Origin of the sequence: Prevotella sp. ne3005, assembly GCF_900110085.1 — a bacterium.
GTDB lineage: Bacteria > Bacteroidota > Bacteroidia > Bacteroidales > Bacteroidaceae > Prevotella.
Map to the genome: position 1 here is coordinate 102,539 of NZ_FOCK01000002.1, position 16,885 is coordinate 119,423.

Below are 16,885 nucleotides of genomic sequence, written 5' to 3' on the forward strand. Positions count from 1 at the left end.
CGATGGCCGACGGATTCTTAGAGAAACACTATGAGGACTATGAAGCCCGGAAGGCTGCTTGGCTCCGTAAGAAAAAACATCTGCCAAAAGTGGCAAAAAAGATAGAGCGACCAGATAAAGAGTCGCTCTAATTCTTTATCCTATAATCTTAAACTTCGCGAACTTCAGCAACAACTGCTTCGTACCCACATTGCGGAACTGCACGGTGGCCTTCGTATTCTCACCCGTGCCCTCAATCTTGATCACTGTTCCTACGCCAAAGCGCTGATGCTCGATGGTACTGCCCTCCCGTAAGTCGCCAGCACTCGGGTCTGAGGCCATCGGCCTTGGGGCCACGGCATTATACACACGCTTGAACTGAGGTCCGAAGGGATCGACAGGCTTCTCGGGCTGTCGCGGAGCCACGGCCCTTGGCTTCGGATCGGCCTTAAACTGCGTAGCCACAGGCCTGGGATTCTGCATCCATGAAGCAGAACGGCTGCCTCCGAAGATGCTCGTTCCCCCACCCGCCTCAGAATGCACATCCAGCAATTCCGGGTCGATATCGCGGATAAACCTTGAAGGCGTGTCATACTCCATCCGCCCATAGCGGAAGCGGTTCTGCGCACAGGTCAGGACACAATGCTTCTCTGCCCGCGTGATGGCCACATAGAGCAGTCGGCGCTCCTCCTCCAGCTCGCGCATCGAGTTCGTACACATCGGACTGGGGAAGATGTTTTCTTCGAGTCCCACCACGAACACCGTCGGGAACTCCAGTCCCTTGGCCGAGTGGATGGTCATCAGCGTCACCTTGTCATTCTCGTCGCCATTATCGCTGTCAAGATCCGTCAGCAACGCCACCTCCTGCAGGAAGTCGGGCAGATACACCTGATCGCCCATATCCTCCTCACGTCGGCTCTCCACGAAATCCTGCAGTCCGCTCAGGAACTCCTCCAGGTTCTCCTGCCGCGAGATATCCTCTGGGTTGCGCCCGGAATAGATATCCTTGCTGATGCCGGAGGTCATGATGATATCATGGCCGAGGGTATACACATCCTCGGTATTGAGGCGGCTCACCCAACTCTCTATCAGTCCTCGGAAAGCCTGTATCTTCGTCATCGTCGCCTTGCTCACGTCCATGGGGAACAATATGGGCTCCGTGATCACCTGCCACAGACTCACACCATAAGCCTGTGCCGTCTGGACGATCTTTCCCACGGTTGTATCACCGATGCCACGCGCAGGATAATTGATGATACGCTTGAAAGCCTCCTCATCGTAAGGGTTGGCAATCAGTCGGAAATAGGCAATCACGTCCTTGATCTCCTTACGCTGATAGAAGCTCAACCCGCCATAGATGCGATACGGAATATTATCCTTACGCAACTGCTCCTCAAAGCTTCGGCTCTGCGAGTTCGTGCGATACAGGATGGCAAAGTCGCTCCAGTTGCAATGATCCTGCCGCTTCAGCCTCTTGATATCCTGCGCCACGATCATCGCCTCCTCCTTATCCGAATAGGCAGGCTTCAGCTGCAGCTTCTCGCCGTGCTCGTTCTTCGAATACACATTCTTCGGTATCTGCCGCTCATTCCTGCGTATCAGTGAGTTTGCCGCCTGCACAATCAGCTGCGTACTGCGGTAGTTCTGTTCCAGTTTGAAGAGCCTCGCCCCCTCATACTGACTGCGGAAATTAAGGATATTATCGATATTAGCGCCACGGAAGGAATAGATGCTCTGTGCATCGTCGCCCACCACGCATACCATCTGGCGCTCCTTCGTCAACTGATACACAATCGACTGTTGCGCGAAATTCGTGTCCTGATACTCATCCACGAGCACGAAGTGGAACTTATCCACATACTTCCGTCGGATATCCTCATGGTTCTGAAACAACACCCACGTCTGAACCAGCAGATCATCGAAATCCATCGCATTCGCCTGACGGCACCTCTCCGCGTACCTTATATATATATGCGACACCTGAGGGCGCTTCTGCTGAGCGTCGTCACTGGCCCAGGCACTCTGCGCATAAGCCTGCGGAAGTATCAGATGGTTCTTCGCCATCGAGATACGGTCGGCCACCGACGAGGGCTTATACACCTTATCGTCGAGCCCCATCTCCTTGATGATGGCCTTCACCAGCGAACGGGCATCCGTCTGGTCGTAGATGGTGAAATTCGAGTTATAGCCTATATGCTCGGCCTCGGCCCTCAGGATACGGGCGAACACGCTGTGGAAGGTACCCATCTGCAGATACCTCGCCTGCTCCTCGCCCACCAGCCGGCCTATGCGCTCCTTCATCTCACGGGCAGCCTTGTTGGTAAACGTCAGCGCGAGAATCTGCCAGGGCCTCATCCCCTGCTCCAGCAGCCAGGCTATCTTATACGTCAGCACGCGGGTCTTCCCCGATCCTGCTCCCGCAATCACCAGCGACGCCCCGTCGTTATACAGCACAGCCTCCTGCTGACTCTCATTCAGTTGCTTTAAAAACTCGTTGTTCATCTCTACTTTTCAAAAATGCAGATGCAAAGATACGAATAAAAAACGAAATTCTGACGACGTACAGCCAGTAATTATTATTTTTAACAGAATATCGTCGACATATTCTTGGTTGTTTCAGATAAACTTCGTATCTTTGCCCCGTTATTATCAACCACTAATTAATTATTTGATATGAAAAAGATTATGATGATGATTGCCGCACTGGCTATGACAGTGGCCATGCAGGCACAGTCAAAGTTCCACGATGTGGAGGCCAACGAGGCCAAAGGTGCTGTCAAATCCATTACCCAGGATGTTATGGGCATGTCGACTACCATTAACTTTAGCGAAGACGGTAAGATGTCTTCCTCTGAAATCTCAGACGCTGTGTACGACAGCAACGGCTACCTGCAGTCTGTAAAAAGAAGCATGCAGGGTCAGAGCATTCTCTTTAAGTACGTTTGGGAGAATGGACGTCTGAAGGGCCAGAACTTCGAGATGATGGGACAGGAAGTCAAGAGCACCTTTAACTATGACGACAAAGGCATCATCACCTCCTCTTCCATCGACTTTGGCGGTCAGGCAATGGAAACCCCATACACCGATTATAAGTTCGATGACCACGGCAACTGGATCAGCCGCAAGACCTCGATGATGGGTCAGGAAGTAACAGTTACCCGCTCATTCACCTATTACGAATAAACAAATAAAATTGAAATCCCTGCTAAGACAGCAGGGATTTCTTTTTTCGCGTTCTTGCATAAACATACCGTTTCTTACGCAGTTTATGAGGTTACGAAAAAAAGTATGTGGATTTTAACATAATCAGCACAAAAACTTTTTGGTGGTTTCGCAAAATCTTTGTACCTTTGCACGCGATTTAAGAACAAGGATATCAAAATCAACCCAAAATGAAAAAAGAACTGAAAAAGGTGTTGGTACTCGGATCGGGTGCCTTGAAAATCGGACAAGCAGGAGAGTTTGACTACTCTGGTTCACAAGCTTTAAAGGCGCTCCGCGAAGAAGGCATTAAGAGCGTACTCGTTAACCCTAACATCGCAACCATCCAGACAAGTGAAGGTATTGCAGACAAGGTGTATTTCCAGCCGGTTAATACACATTTCGTAACGGAAATCATCAAGAAAGAACGGCCCGATGGTATTCTTCTGGCGTTCGGAGGTCAGACCGCATTGAATTGCGGTACGGAGCTTTATCTGAACGGTACATTGAAAGAATACGGAGTTGAAGTTTTAGGAACAAGTGTCGAGGCCATCATGAATACTGAGGACCGCGACCTTTTTGTTAAAAAGCTGGCCGAGGTTCAGCTGAAGGTGCCTGTATCTCACGCTGTTGAGTCGATGGAAGATGCACTGAAGGCTGCTCACGAGATTGGTTTCCCCATCATGATCCGTTCGGCTTATGCCCTCGGAGGTCTTGGCTCAGGTATCTGCCCCGATGAGAAGAAGTTCATCGAGCTGGCAGAGTCAGCATTCACCTTCGCACCTCAGATTCTCGTAGAAGAGAGCCTGAAGGGATGGAAGGAAATTGAGTTCGAGTGCATCCGCGATGCTAACGATCGCTGCTTCACCGTGGCCTCGATGGAGAACTTTGATCCCCTGGGTATTCACACCGGTGAGTCGATCGTTGTTGCTCCAACTTGCTCGCTGAAAGAGGAGCAGGTTAAGATGCTGCAGGAGATTACCATCAAGTGTGTGAAGCACCTGGGCATCGTGGGCGAGTGCAACATTCAGTTCGCTTTCAACGCAGAGACCAACGACTATCGTATCATCGAGATCAACGCCCGTCTGAGCCGCTCTTCAGCGCTGGCTTCCAAGGCCACAGGTTATCCCCTCGCCTTCGTAGCCGCCAAGATCGCTCTCGGTTACACGCTCGACCAGATTGGTGAGATGGGTACCACCTCAAGTGCATATGTGGCTCCAAGCCTCGACTATATGATCTGTAAGATTCCTCGTTGGGACCTCACGAAGTTTGCTGGCGTAAGCCGTCAGATCGGTTCTTCGATGAAGTCGGTGGGTGAGATCATGAGTATCGGACGTTCGTTTGAGGAGATGATCCAGAAGGGCCTGCGCATGATTGGTCAGGGCATGCACGGCTTCGTGGGCAACGACCACACGAAGTTCGACAACCTCGACGAGGAGCTGGCTAACCCCACCGACCTTCGTATCTTCGCCATCGCCCAGGCTCTCGAGGAGGGTTATACCATCGAGCGCATCGAGCAGCTGACCAAGATCGACGTATGGTTCCTGGAGCGCCTGAAGCACATCGTTGACCTGAAGCACGAACTGCTGAAGTACAACACCCTTGAGGAGCTGCCCGACGAGCTGCTGCTCGAGGTGAAGCGCTGCGGATTCAGCGACTTCCAGATTGCACGCTTCGTGCTGAAGTCGAAGGGTTCGAACATGGAGAAGGAGAACCTGGAGGTGCGCAAGTATCGTAAGCAGAAGGGTATCCTGCCTTCAGTGAAGCGTATCCCCACGGTGGCTTCGGAGAATCCCGAGCTGACCAACTACCTCTACTTCACCTATACCCACACGCCCGCCTTCGGCAATCCTGAGGGAGAGAAGTATGAGGCTGCCCACGACGTGAACTACTATAGCCATGAGAAGAGCGTGGTGGTGCTCGGTTCTGGTGCCTACCGCATCGGTTCTTCAGTAGAGTTCGACTGGTGTTCGGTGAATGCCATCAACACAGCCCGCAAGCTGGGTTATAAGAGTATCATGATCAACTACAACCCCGAGACCGTATCTACCGACTACGATATGTGCGACCGTCTCTACTTCGACGAGCTCTCTCTGGAGCGCGTGCTCGACGTGATCGACCTGGAGTCGCCTCGCGGTGTGATCGTCTCTGTGGGTGGTCAGATTCCTAACAACCTCGCCATGAAGTTGTATCGTCAGGGTGTGCCTGTGCTGGGTACTTCGCCTGTGAATATCGACCGTGCAGAGAACCGCGACAAGTTCTCGGCTATGCTCGATAAGCTCTGCATCGACCAGCCCGCTTGGCAGGCACTGACCTCGTTCGACGATGTGAAGGAGTTCGTGGCCAAGGTAGGCTATCCCGTTCTGGTGCGCCCGTCGTATGTGCTCTCAGGTGCTGCGATGAACGTGTGCTACGATGAGGAGGAGCTGCATCGCTTCCTGAACATGGCTACCGAGGTATCAAAGGAATTCCCCGTAGTGGTATCGAAGTTCATGACGGAGACTAAGGAGATTGAGTTCGACGCCGTAGCAGATAAGGGTGAGGTGATTGAGTATGCCATCTCTGAGCACGTGGAGTACGCTGGTGTGCACTCTGGTGACGCCACGATGGTGTTCCCCGCCCAGCACATCTATTTCTCTACCATCCGTCAGATTAAGAAGATTGCCCGTAAGATCGCTGCCGAGCTGAACATCAGCGGTCCGTTCAATATCCAGTTCCTGGCAAAGAACCGTGAGGTGAAGGTGATTGAGTGTAACCTCCGCGCCTCGCGTTCGTTCCCCTTCGTTTCGAAGATCCTGAAGCGTAACTTCATCGAGACAGCTACGAAGATCATGCTCGATGCACCTTACCAGAAGCCCGAGCGCAGTGAGTTTGACATCGACCGCATCGGTGTGAAGGCTTCGCAGTTCTCTTTTGCCCGTCTGCAGAATGCCGACCCTGTGCTGGGTGTAGACATGAGCTCTACGGGTGAGGTTGGCTGTCTGGGCGATGACCTCAACGAGGCTATGCTGAACGCGCTGATCGCCACAGGCTATTCGATTCCAAAGGATGCCGTGCTGATCTCTTCAGGTGGTGCCAAGGGTAAGGTAAGTCTGCTTGAGCCCGCACAGCAGCTGGCCAAGAAGGGTTACACCATCTATGCAACAGCAGGAACAGCCAAGTTCTTCAACGACAACGGTGTGAAGGCCGTAACCGTTGCATGGCCTGATGAAGATGGCGACAACAACGTGATGGATCTCATCTCGCAGCATAAGGTGGGCTTGGTGATCAACGTGCCAAAGAACCACTCTTCACGTGAGCTGACCAACGGTTACAAGATCCGTCGTGGTGCCATCGATCACAACATTCCTCTGATGACGAACGTGCGTCTGGCTAAGGCTTTCATCGAGGCCTTCACCGCCATGAACCTCGAGGATGTGAAGATCAAGAGCTGGCAGGAGTATAATTCCTAGGAAACCTTGGATAGCCTAGGAAATCCTAGGGGAACCTAGAATAACTTAGAATGACTGACGAATTTCGTACAATAAAAAGCGGAGGCGAGGGCTACTACACCGAGAAACGTAGTAAGTTTCTCGCCTTCGCTCATCATGTATCATCGGTAGACGAGATCAAGGACCTCGTGGCTGGCTACCGTAAGAAATACTATGATGCCCGTCATGTGTGCTATGCCTATATGCTGGGGCCGGAACGTACGGAATTCAGAGCCAACGACGACGGGGAGCCTTCGTCTACAGCTGGCAAGCCTATTCTCGGACAGATCAACAGCAACGAGCTGACGGACATCCTGATTGTGGTGGTGCGCTACTATGGCGGTGTGAATCTTGGCACCAGTGGACTGATCGTGGCTTATCGCGAGGCAGCTGCAGATGCCATCGCCCATTGTGAGATAGAGACGCGTCAGGTGGAGGAGGTCGTCACCTACTCTTTCGCCTACCCCATGATGAACGACGTGATGCGTATTGTCAAGGAGATGAATCCGCGCATTGTTTCGCAGACCTACGATAACACATGCGAGATTAAACTCAGCATCCGCAAGAGCGAGGCAGAGCAGTTAAAGAGCCGTCTGGCCAAACTTTCTTTCGACTGACGTGAAGTTTCCTTGCAAATCTTTTGGTAGTTTCAGATTTTTGCACTACCTTTGCAACCGCTTAACCCAAACGAGGGTCCGATAAGCATTTGACACATTGGAAGGTTGGCAGAGTGATCGATCGCGCTGGACTCGAAATCCGGTATACCCCTTTCGGGTATCGGGGGTTTGAATCCCTCACCTTCCGCAAAGAAAAAGGCTCGTCATAATGACGGGCCTTTATTTATTTGTCTTCACAAATCTAACTGAGTTTATGGATGACGAGACCAGAGCGAAGCTTTGGTTCAAACCACGTGGCCTTTGGCGGCATGATCTTACCGCTGTCGGCAATGTCCATAATCTGCTGCATAGATACTGGATAGAGGGCTAGAGCGGCACGCATCTCACCAGAGTCAACACGGCGCTTCAACTCACCAAGTCCACGAAGGCCTCCCACAAAGTCGATACGCTGAGAAGAACGGAGATCACCGATATTCAGGATCTCGTCGAGAATCAGACGACTGGAGATATCCACATCGAGCACACCGATAGGATCATTGTTGTCGTAAGTTCCCTCTTTGGCCTTCAGGCTGTACCAACGGCCATCAAGATAGAGCGAGAACTCGTGGAGCTGCTGGGGCTTATAGAGCTCAGTGCCCTTGTCCTCGACGATGAAGTTCACCTGCAGCGCAGCCAGGAACTCCTCCGAAGACATACCGTTGAGATCCTTCACCACGCGGTTGTAGTCGAGAATGGTGAGCTGTGAAGCCTGGAAGCAGACAGCCATGAAGAAGTTGTACTCCTCAGTACCATTGTGGTTGGGATTCTGCTTCTGTTTCTCTGCACCTACCAAGGCGGCGGCAGCACTACGGTGATGACCATCGGCAATATAGAGCGAAGGCATTTTGGCAAACTCTTCCGTAATGGTCTGCATATCCTTATCGTCGTTGATCACCCAGAACTGGTGGCGGAAGCCATCGATGGGGGCAACGAAGTCGTACTCAGGTTCGGTGGCAGCATAGCGCATAATCAGAGTGTTGAGCACAGCATTGTCGGGATAGGCAAAGAATACGGGCTCGATGTTGGCATTGTTCACGCGAACATGCTTCATGCGGTCTTCTTCCTTATCGCGACGGGTGAGCTCATGCTTCTTGATACGGCCTGCCATATAGTCGTCGGTATGGGCACATACCACCAGGCCATACTGCGTCTTCCCGTTCATCGTCTGAGCATAAATATAATAATGTTCGCGCGAGTCCTGAACCAGCCAGCCCTTATCCTGGAACTTCTGGAAATTCTCGGCAGCCTTCTCATAGACACGTGGATCGTACTCTGAAGTACCAACGGGGAAATCGATTTCCGGTTTGATGATGTGGTAAAGGCTCATCTCGTTGTCGCCAGCCTCTGCCCTAGCCTCTTCACTGTCGAGCACGTCGTAAGGACGGCTCTCTACTTTCTCCACCAGCTCCTTGGGAGGGCGGATTCCTTTGAATGGTTTGATAATAGCCATGATGATTATTATTTGATGAATTTGTATCTGTTACTCAATCTTGATTTTAGTGGTGCAAAAGTACGCAAAATCTTCCGATTCTCAAAATCTTTCCAAAATATATTTGCCTACTTCATAAATAAATTGTAATTTTGCACAGGAATAAACTTAAAAATCAAAATAGAACTAAGAATTTATGAAGAAAACTCTACTTTTATTCTGTGGTATGCTGATGTCGTTCAGTATGCAGGCAGCTGATTTTGAGACAGCAAAAGATGCAGTTAAGAACATGGGCGTGGGCTGGAACCTGGGAAACACCCTCGATGCTGCTGATGCCAGCAAGACATGGACCACCACAGCACAGCATGAGACTTGCTGGGGACAGCCTGTTACGAAGCCAGAGCTCATGAAGATGATGAAGGATGCTGGTTTTGGCGCCATTCGAGTACCAGTGACCTGGTATCAGGAGATGGACAAGGACGGCAAGGTGAACGATGCGTGGATGAATCGTGTGAAAGAAGTGGTGGACTACGTGATAGACAATGGTATGTATTGTATCATTAACGTGCATCACGATACAGGTGATGGCAAACAGTGGCTGCATGCCAGCACCACCAACTACGATACGAACAAGGCAAAATACGAATACTTGTGGAAACAGATAGCTGAGAAGTTCAAGGACTACGGTCAGAAACTGCTCTTTGAGGCTTACAACGAGATGCTCGATGACAATAACAAATGGAACGAGCCTGCTAGCGACGACGGATATAAGGCCATCAACAGCTATGCCAAGAGTTTTGTAACCACCGTTCGTAATACAGGAGGCAATAATAAGGATCGTAATCTGGTGGTTAACACCTACTCTGCCAGCAGCACTCCCAACGCCATGAAGAATCTGGATCTGCCCGAAGAGACAGGGCACATCATCTTCCAGCTGCACAGCTATCCTAACTGGAAGAGTGAGAGTAACGCCAAGAGTGAAATAGACAACCTGATCAATAATATCAAATCGAACCTGCTGAACAGGGCGCCTGTGATCGTTGGAGAATATGCCACCTTTACCACATGGCCTGCCGACCTCGATTATTACACTACAGATCGTAAGGTAGCCCTCTACGCCATGGACTATTTCATTAAGAAGACGAAGGAGAATGGTATCGGCACTTTCTACTGGATGGGACTCTCGGATGGTGTGAACCGTACGTTACCCGCCTTCCACCAGGCTGACCTAGCCCAGACACTTATCAAGGCCTACTATGGTAGTATCGATGGGTATAAGTTTCCCACTCCCGACGACTTTCAGACGGTATATACGGTGAACTACAATAGTCAGTGGGGAGAGTTGTTTCTCTATGGCGACTGGAATAACACAACCGCACTCAAATTAACTGAGTATAAAGGTGTTCGTGTAGACCTGGACAATGATTATTCCGGAAAGTTACAGATCAAGGTCTATGGTGACAAAGACGGAAAGAATACCGACGGCAGTGATAAATTCAAGGAACAATATATCCCCCTGACTGCTGGTTCTAACACATCGACGCTCGACTTTGACGCCTCCGTACTGGGATCATCAGTCATGCGTATCACACTCCAGGTGCTTGAAGGAACAGCACTGACTGCCAAGGTGAACGAAGCAAAGCTGATTAAGAGTGATGGGACTGAGGTTTCAGGGGCCATCTCTGTGGGTTGGGGATGTACCGTTACTTCCGAGTCAACACCCAAGACCACAGCCATCCAAAGCATCCAAATCAATGAGTCTGATGCTGATGATGCCATCTATAACCTTCAGGGCCAGCGCATTGCCAAGCCTCATAAAGGTATCTATATTCAGAACGGCAAAAAGTTTATTGCCAAATAAAAAAGAAGAATCCCTCGCCAATTGGCGAGGGATTCTTCTTTTATAGAGTATTGTTTACTTGTTCACCTGGAACTTCGTGTCGCCATCCTTGAAGAAAGCGTTGATCTGCTTGGCAGCAGCGATACCTGCGTTGATGTTAGCCTCAGCAGTCTGGGCACCCATCTTTTTAGGAGTTGAGAAGTAACGACCCTCAAACTTAACGAACTCGTCGTTGGCATCGGGCATGATGTCGGTAACGAACTTCAAGTCTTCACGCTCAGCCATCAGCTTGATCAGACCAGCCTCGTCGATGACCTCCTTACGAGCAGTGTTCACGAGGATACCACCCTTCTTCAGCTTACCAACAAGTGCATAGTTGATGCTCTGCTTGGTCTCAGGGGTAGCAGGGATGTGGAGTGAAACCACGTCGCAAGTCTCGAAGAGAGCATCCTGATTAGCGACAGCGTGAACGCCAGCCTTCTCGATGACCTCTGCAGGGCAGAAAGCATCGTAAGCATAAACGTCCATACCAAAGCCCTTGGCAATACGGGCCACATTGCGACCTACATTACCGAAAGCCAGGATACCCAACTTCTTACCCAGCAGCTCGGAGCCGCTCTTGCCATTATAGAAACCACGTACAGCCATCACGAGCAGACCGAATACGAGCTCTGCTACGGCATTGGCATTCTGACCTGGTGTATTCTCAGCAACCACGTTGTGGGCTGTGGCTGCAGCGAGGTCGATGTTATCGTAACCAGCACCTGCACGAACCACAATCTTCAACTGCTTGGCAGCATCGAGCACCTCGGCATCCACCTTATCCGAACGGATGATCATGGCGTCGGCATCCTTCACTGCATCCAGCAACTGGGCTTTCTCTGTATATTTCTCCAGCAGCACCAGCTCATTGCCTGCTGCTTCAACTTCTGCTTTAATACCATTCACAGCAGCTGCTGCGAATGGCTTTTCTGTAGCTACAAGAACCTTCATAATCTTCAATTATCAATTGTCAATCTTCAATCTTCAATTTTCAATGATTACTCTCAAATTCCTTCATGCAAGCCACGAGTGCATTGCAACCCTCGATGGTCTGGGCGTTGTAGCAAGAAGCACGGAAACCACCAACAGAACGGTGACCCTTCACACCAACCATACCCTTAGAAACAGCGAAGTCAAGGAAGTCCTTCTCCAACTCCTTATATTCAGGAGCCATCACGAAGCAGAGGTTCATGAGTGAACGATCCTCTTCCTTAGCAGTACCTACGAAGCACTTGTTGCGGTCGATCTCACCATAGACAATCTCTGCACGCTGCTGAGCCAGCTTATCCATAGCCTGTACACCACCCTGCTTCTTGATCCAGCGGAGGTTCTCAAGAGCTGAGTAGATAGGTACTACAGGAGGCGTATTAAACATAGAACCCTTGTCTACGTGTGTGCGATAGTCGAGCATGGTAGGAATCTCACGAGGAGCCTTACCCAGAGCATCGTCCTTCACAATCACGATGGTCACACCAGCCATAGCCAGATTCTTCTGAGCACCAGCGTAGATGGCATCATACTTAGCAACATCGATAGGACGGCTGAAGATATCTGATGACATATCGGCAATCAGACGAACGGGAACATCCAGGTCCTTACGGATCTCTGTACCATAGATGGTGTTATTGGTTGTAATGTGCAGATAGTCTGCATCAGCAGGTACTGTCCAATCCTTGGGGATGAAGGTATAGTTGGCATCTGCAGAAGAAGCCACCTCTACTACCTCACCGAAAAGCTTTGCTTCCTTCATAGCCTTCTTAGCCCAAACACCGGTGTTCAGGTAGGCAGCCTTCTTAATCAGGAAGTTATAAGGAATCATACAGAACTCCAAACTGGCACCACCACCAAGGAAAATCACTGAGTAACCCTCGGGAATATCAAGCAATTCCTTCACGAGAGCCACAGCCTCGTCTACTACAGGCTGAAAGTCCTTTGCACGATGGCTGATCTCCATCAGAGAGAGACCCGAACCGTTGAAATCAAGACACTGCTGAGCAGTCTTCTCAATCACTTCGCGGGGAAGCATTGAGGGACCTGCATTAAAGTTGTACTTCTTCATTTGATTATTATTTATTAAAATGGTTTAAACTCTATGTTTCCGAAAAACGCTGCGAAATTACACTTTTTATTTCATTCCACCAAATATTTAAGCAGAAATTCACAATATTTCCCGTTTTTCTTTCATTTTGTCAACTCGGCTTGACACTTTTCTGTCCACTTCGTTGCAAATTTACAAAGATTCCCCGACATACGCAAGCCTTTTTCGGGATTATTTATTATCTTTGCACCCAAAACGTGAAGATATGAAGGTGCACGAAGTGATTATCTCTCTCGCGTCGAACGAGAACCAAGAAGCAAACATGGCTAAAGCCAGGGAGCAATTAACCCAATTGATGGTGGAGGTACATTTCACTTCCGCCATCTGGACGGAACCTGTGAACACAAGCCGTAAGGAACCCTATCTGAACCAGCTCTGCAAGGGTACGACCACCTTTGGTGAAGGACTGTTGTGTGAGGTTTTGAAAGAGACGGAAAAACGTTTAGGCAGAACACGCAATGAAGATGGCATCGTGGCCATCGACCTCGACCTGCTGCAGTATGATGACCAGCGACATCACCTTCGCGACTGGAGCCGCGATTATGTAAAGAACTTATTAAATGAATTATGAAAAAGTATTTGATAATCATTGGATTAACGTTAAGTACAACCCTCTCGGCCAATGCCCAGAAGTTTGAGGATTACTTCGAGGATCGCACCCTGAGACTCGACTACACCTTTGCTGGCGACGACATCCTCCAACAGATATATGTCGACGAGCTCGTCAGCTTGCCCCATTGGTATGGTCGCAGGGAGCGATTGGAAGAACTGCCACTGAGAGGTAACGGACAGATTACAATGCGTTCAAAAGCTGACGATGTGGTCATCTATCGCCACTCCTTCTCTACCCTCTTTCAGGAATGGCTCGCCACCGATGAGGCCAAGCACACGCAGAAGTCGTTTGAGAATGTGTTTCTTGTGCCTTACCCGAAAGCCCCTGTGGAAATAAAGGTGGAGCTGTTCGACTACCACAATGAAGTAACCAACTCGTTGACCCATACCGTTGATCCCAAGGATATTCTGATTCGCAAGGCAGGTGAGCGAAACATCACACCGTTTGAAGTACTGCATCAGGCTCGCGATACCTCCCGCTGCATCCATATCGCTTTTGTGGCAGAGGGATATACTAACGATGAGATGGACCATTACCTTGCAGACTGTAAAGCTGCCATTGGTTCGCTCTTCCGTCATGAACCCTTCAAGTCCATGCAGGACCGCTTTAACATCATTGCCGTCAAACCAACTTCTGAGGAGTCAGGCACCAGTGAACCTTCCAAGGGAATCTGGAAACATACGGCTCTGGGCTCGCACTTCGACACATTCTACAGCGACCGCTATCTCACCACACTCCACCTGAAGCGTCTCCACGATGTGTTGGCTGGCACACCTTACGAACATATCATCATCCTTGTGAATACTGAGCATTACGGTGGAGGCGGCATCTATAATTCCTATAATCTCAGCTATACAGGAGGTAAGTACTTCCTGCCCGTGGTAGTGCATGAGTTTGGCCATTCCTTCGGAGGCCTGGGCGATGAGTACACTTATGGCAACGACGACCCGATGTACTTTCCTGACACCGAACCTTGGGAGCCAAATCTCACCACCCAGGCCACAGCCTTCATCAAGTGGGATAACCTGATAAAGGAAGGCAAGGCCGGACTCTATGAAGGCGGAGGTTATCTGGAGAAGGGTGTATGGAGAGGTTGCGAGAACTGTCGTATGCGTACCAACGAAGAACCCGAATTCTGCCCTGTCTGTCAGCAGGCGCTTGTACAACTTATCAAATTCTATACCGAATGATCTTCGAGATTACTTCCTTGCAGGATGAGCGCATCGCGATGTTCAGTGTGATGACGGAAGCCCAGCTGAGAAATCGTCTGAACGCAGAACAAGGCATCTTCATTGCAGAGAGTCCGAAGGTGATACGTGTGGCATTACAGGCTGGTTATGAACCTCTGGCTCTGCTCTGTGAAAGGAAGCATATTGACGGAGATGCAGCGGATATCATACAGAGTCATCCTGAGATGCCCGTCTATACAGGAAACAGGGAATTGCTCTCCGAGTTGACAGGTTACACGTTGACTCGAGGTGTACTTTGTGCCATGCGTCGCAAGACAGAGCCTGCGCTGGATGAGATTCTGAAGGATGCGCATCGTGTCTGTGTCATCGACTCCGTATGCGACACCACCAATATCGGAGCCATCTTCCGTAGTGCCGCAGCCTTGGGGATTGACGCTGTACTACTGACGCGTAGCAGTTGCGACCCACTGAACCGAAGGGCTATTCGCGTATCGATGGGAACCATATTCCTGGTTCCCTGGACATGGCTCGACGCTTACCCCACCCTTCACGATCTGGGATTCAAGACGGCAGCGATGGCTCTGTCCGACAAATCGATATCATTGGATGATCCTGTACTGAAAGCGCAAGACCGTCTGGCTGTGATCATGGGAACAGAAGGTGAAGGACTACCGCAGGCAACCATCGACCAAGCCGATTTCACCGTTCGCATCCCCATGTTCCATCAGGTGGATTCGCTGAATGTGGCAGCGGCCGCAGCCGTAGCATTCTGGGAACTCAGAAAGTGAAAATAGATAAAAAAAACGAAACTCACGTACATTATTATAAATTAATTGCTAACTTTGCACCCGAAAATTAGATGTTTAACAATCAAAAACGAACAGAAATGAAAAGTTTAAAATCAATTGTAGTAGCTTTGTGCGCCGCTGTGGTGCTCATGGGATGTAACATGAACAACACCACTAAAGGTGCAGCTATTGGTGCTGGTGGTGGTGCTGCCCTGGGTGCAGTGATTGGTGCCCTGGCAGGTAATGTGGGTATTGGTACAGCCATCGGTGGTGCGGTAGGTGCTGGTGCTGGTGCTATCATCGGTAAGAAGATGGATAAGGCCAAGAAAGAGGCTGAGGCTATTCAGAATGCCCAGGTAGAGGAAGTGACAGATAACAATGGTCTGGAGGCTGTAAAGATGACCTTCGACTCCGGTATTCTCTTCCAGACAGGTAAGAGCGATCTGACAGCTGCATCGAAGACCTCTCTCCAGCAGTTGGCTACCGTTCTGAAGAATAATGCAGATTGCGATGTGGCCATTCAGGGTTATACCGACAATCAGGGTTGGAAGGGTTCTACAGCTGAGCAGAGTGCCCAGAAGAATCAGGCCCTGAGTCTGGATCGTGCCACAAGTGTCTCTTCTTATCTGCAGGCCCTGAGCGTCCCCGCTACTCAGATTAAGAGCGTTGAAGGCTTTGGCGAGGCCAACCCTGTAGCTTCTAATGCCACGAAGGACGGTCAGGCTCAGAATCGTCGTGTGGAGGTTTACATGTATGCTTCACAGAAGATGATTCAGGACGCTCAGCAGCAGGCTCAGTAAAATATACGTTTATCAAAAAAAACAAGAATTGATTATTCTTAAATTCATTAAGAAGACTCTGAAATGGATAGTGGTGGCATTCTTTGCTTCCACTATTCTTTCAGTTGTGGCACTACGGTTCCTGCCCGTTTATTTCACGCCGCTGATGTTCATACGCTGCTATGAACAGGTTTCTGAAGGCAAGGACCTGAAGCTGTCGCATCACTGGGTGCCGCTTGAAAAGATTTCCCCATCACTGCCTTTGGCTGTGATGGCCAGTGAGGACGCCAACTACCTGAGTCATCATGGTTTCGACTATGAGGCCATCGAACATGCAGCCAAACGGAATCGGGAACATCCTGAAAAACGCAAACTCGGTGCATCGACCATCTCTCAGCAGACAGCAAAGAATGTGTTTCTTTGGCCTGGTCGTTCTTGGATACGTAAAGGGTTCGAAGTATATTTCACCACCTTGATAGAGCTGATGTGGTCGAAACAGCGCATTATGGAAGTCTATCTGAACTCCATAGAGACGGGTGATGGTATCTATGGTGCCGATGCCGTAGCAAAAGAGCACTTCCGTACCGATGCCCTCCATCTCACAAAGGCTCAGTGTGCCCTGATAGCAGCCACACTACCTAATCCCCGGAAATTCTCCAGCCTCCATCCCTCAGCCTATATGCTGAAACGCCAGGCTCGCATCCTACGCGAAATGAAATTTGTCAAGGAATTGCCCAAAGAGGGTGAAGACAAATAATCATGATGAAACACGCATTTTATTTAAATAATGTACGCGAGTT

Annotated in this window: 14 protein-coding genes and 1 tRNA gene; 11 read left to right on the forward strand and 4 right to left on the reverse strand. The window is 50.0% G+C overall.

What is annotated here, in order from left to right; genetic code table 11:
- The first annotated feature begins 2 nt into the window (after positions 1-2).
- Complete coding sequence (locus BMY16_RS03375) at positions 3-131, forward strand: dehydrogenase (RefSeq protein ID WP_091840076.1); 129 nt, start codon at positions 3-5, stop codon at positions 129-131.
- A gap of 4 nt (positions 132-135) precedes the next feature.
- Here BMY16_RS03375 and BMY16_RS03380 read toward each other — a convergent pair whose 3' ends face one another.
- Positions 136-2,481: an ATP-dependent helicase gene (locus BMY16_RS03380; protein ID WP_091840078.1), complete on the reverse strand. Its 2,346-nt coding sequence runs from the start codon at positions 2,479-2,481 to the stop codon at positions 136-138.
- 171 nt (positions 2,482-2,652) lie between these two features.
- Here BMY16_RS03380 and BMY16_RS03385 point away from each other — a divergent pair, with 171 nt between their 5' ends.
- From BMY16_RS03385 to BMY16_RS03400, 4 genes are all read left to right on the forward strand, one after another.
- Positions 2,653-3,162 carry a hypothetical protein gene (locus tag BMY16_RS03385; protein ID WP_091840079.1) on the forward strand — a complete coding sequence of 170 codons (510 nt, stop codon included), beginning with the start codon at positions 2,653-2,655 and terminating at the stop codon, positions 3,160-3,162.
- 209 nt (positions 3,163-3,371) lie between these two features.
- A complete protein-coding gene (gene carB / locus BMY16_RS03390; protein WP_091840081.1) occupies positions 3,372-6,632 on the forward strand; it encodes a carbamoyl-phosphate synthase (glutamine-hydrolyzing) large subunit in 3,261 nt (1,086 codons plus the stop codon).
- A gap of 50 nt (positions 6,633-6,682) precedes the next feature.
- Positions 6,683-7,267, forward strand: coding sequence for an IMPACT family protein (locus BMY16_RS03395; protein WP_091840082.1), 585 nt, complete (start codon positions 6,683-6,685; stop codon positions 7,265-7,267).
- A gap of 99 nt (positions 7,268-7,366) precedes the next feature.
- A tRNA-Ser gene (locus BMY16_RS03400) sits at positions 7,367-7,454 on the forward strand.
- 54 nt (positions 7,455-7,508) lie between these two features.
- On the opposite strand, the gene BMY16_RS03405 is transcribed toward BMY16_RS03400, so the two are convergent.
- A complete protein-coding gene (locus BMY16_RS03405; RefSeq protein WP_091840084.1) occupies positions 7,509-8,756 on the reverse strand; it encodes a DUF1015 domain-containing protein in 1,248 nt (415 codons plus the stop codon).
- Positions 8,757-8,931: 175 nt separating this feature from the next.
- Between BMY16_RS03405 and BMY16_RS03410 the strand changes: the two genes are divergently transcribed.
- Positions 8,932-10,596 carry a glycoside hydrolase family 5 protein gene (locus tag BMY16_RS03410; RefSeq protein ID WP_091840085.1) on the forward strand — a complete coding sequence of 555 codons (1,665 nt, stop codon included), beginning with the start codon at positions 8,932-8,934 and terminating at the stop codon, positions 10,594-10,596.
- Positions 10,597-10,650: 54 nt separating this feature from the next.
- Here the strand turns inward: BMY16_RS03410 and BMY16_RS03415 are convergent, their stop codons facing one another.
- Complete coding sequence (locus BMY16_RS03415; protein ID WP_091840087.1) at positions 10,651-11,568, reverse strand: NAD(P)-dependent oxidoreductase; 918 nt, start codon at positions 11,566-11,568, stop codon at positions 10,651-10,653.
- 40 nt (positions 11,569-11,608) lie between these two features.
- Positions 11,609-12,676 carry a 3-phosphoserine/phosphohydroxythreonine transaminase gene (serC, locus tag BMY16_RS03420; protein ID WP_091840089.1) on the reverse strand — a complete coding sequence of 356 codons (1,068 nt, stop codon included), beginning with the start codon at positions 12,674-12,676 and terminating at the stop codon, positions 11,609-11,611.
- A gap of 244 nt (positions 12,677-12,920) precedes the next feature.
- Here serC and BMY16_RS03425 point away from each other — a divergent pair, with 244 nt between their 5' ends.
- The 5 genes from BMY16_RS03425 to mtgA all read left to right on the forward strand — a co-directional run bounded on the left by BMY16_RS03425 (position 12,921) and on the right by mtgA (position 16,842).
- The gene (locus BMY16_RS03425; RefSeq protein WP_091840090.1) at positions 12,921-13,286 is read left to right on the forward strand and encodes a 2-amino-4-hydroxy-6-hydroxymethyldihydropteridine diphosphokinase; all 366 of its coding nucleotides are present in this window, start codon (positions 12,921-12,923) and stop codon (positions 13,284-13,286) included.
- A complete protein-coding gene (locus BMY16_RS03430; RefSeq protein ID WP_091840092.1) occupies positions 13,283-14,518 on the forward strand; it encodes a M64 family metallopeptidase in 1,236 nt (411 codons plus the stop codon). The genes BMY16_RS03425 and BMY16_RS03430 overlap by 4 nt, the downstream gene beginning before the upstream one ends.
- Positions 14,515-15,306, forward strand: a complete 792-nt coding sequence (locus BMY16_RS03435) for a TrmH family RNA methyltransferase (protein WP_091840093.1) — start codon at positions 14,515-14,517, stop codon at positions 15,304-15,306. Before BMY16_RS03430 ends, BMY16_RS03435 begins: the two co-directional genes overlap by 4 nt.
- Positions 15,307-15,404: 98 nt before the next feature.
- Positions 15,405-16,106 carry a YiaD family glycine zipper/OmpA-like lipoprotein gene (locus BMY16_RS03440; RefSeq protein WP_091840514.1) on the forward strand — a complete coding sequence of 234 codons (702 nt, stop codon included), beginning with the start codon at positions 15,405-15,407 and terminating at the stop codon, positions 16,104-16,106.
- Positions 16,107-16,140: 34 nt separating this feature from the next.
- Complete coding sequence (mtgA, locus tag BMY16_RS03445; protein ID WP_091840516.1) at positions 16,141-16,842, forward strand: monofunctional biosynthetic peptidoglycan transglycosylase; 702 nt, start codon at positions 16,141-16,143, stop codon at positions 16,840-16,842.
- Positions 16,843-16,885: the final 43 nt, after the last annotated feature.

What these genes read in the sequence shown, in the direction of transcription:
- BMY16_RS03395 (WP_091840082.1), top strand. Translation starts at nt 6,683, where the DNA reads ATGACTGACGAATTTCGTACAATAAAAAGCGGAGGCGAGGGCTACTAC.
- BMY16_RS03415 (WP_091840087.1), bottom strand. Translation starts at nt 11,568, where the DNA reads ATGAAGGTTCTTGTAGCTACAGAAAAGCCATTCGCAGCAGCTGCTGTG.
- BMY16_RS03405 (WP_091840084.1), bottom strand. Translation starts at nt 8,756, where the DNA reads ATGGCTATTATCAAACCATTCAAAGGAATCCGCCCTCCCAAGGAGCTG.
- BMY16_RS03385 (WP_091840079.1), top strand. Translation starts at nt 2,653, where the DNA reads ATGAAAAAGATTATGATGATGATTGCCGCACTGGCTATGACAGTGGCC.
- BMY16_RS03375 (WP_091840076.1), top strand. Translation starts at nt 3, where the DNA reads ATGGCCGACGGATTCTTAGAGAAACACTATGAGGACTATGAAGCCCGG.
- BMY16_RS03425 (WP_091840090.1), top strand. Translation starts at nt 12,921, where the DNA reads ATGAAGGTGCACGAAGTGATTATCTCTCTCGCGTCGAACGAGAACCAA.
- BMY16_RS03410 (WP_091840085.1), top strand. Translation starts at nt 8,932, where the DNA reads ATGAAGAAAACTCTACTTTTATTCTGTGGTATGCTGATGTCGTTCAGT.
- BMY16_RS03430 (WP_091840092.1), top strand. Translation starts at nt 13,283, where the DNA reads ATGAAAAAGTATTTGATAATCATTGGATTAACGTTAAGTACAACCCTC.
- BMY16_RS03435 (WP_091840093.1), top strand. Translation starts at nt 14,515, where the DNA reads ATGATCTTCGAGATTACTTCCTTGCAGGATGAGCGCATCGCGATGTTC.
- BMY16_RS03440 (WP_091840514.1), top strand. Translation starts at nt 15,405, where the DNA reads ATGAAAAGTTTAAAATCAATTGTAGTAGCTTTGTGCGCCGCTGTGGTG.
- carB (WP_091840081.1), top strand. Translation starts at nt 3,372, where the DNA reads ATGAAAAAAGAACTGAAAAAGGTGTTGGTACTCGGATCGGGTGCCTTG.
- BMY16_RS03380 (WP_091840078.1), bottom strand. Translation starts at nt 2,481, where the DNA reads ATGAACAACGAGTTTTTAAAGCAACTGAATGAGAGTCAGCAGGAGGCT.
- serC (WP_091840089.1), bottom strand. Translation starts at nt 12,676, where the DNA reads ATGAAGAAGTACAACTTTAATGCAGGTCCCTCAATGCTTCCCCGCGAA.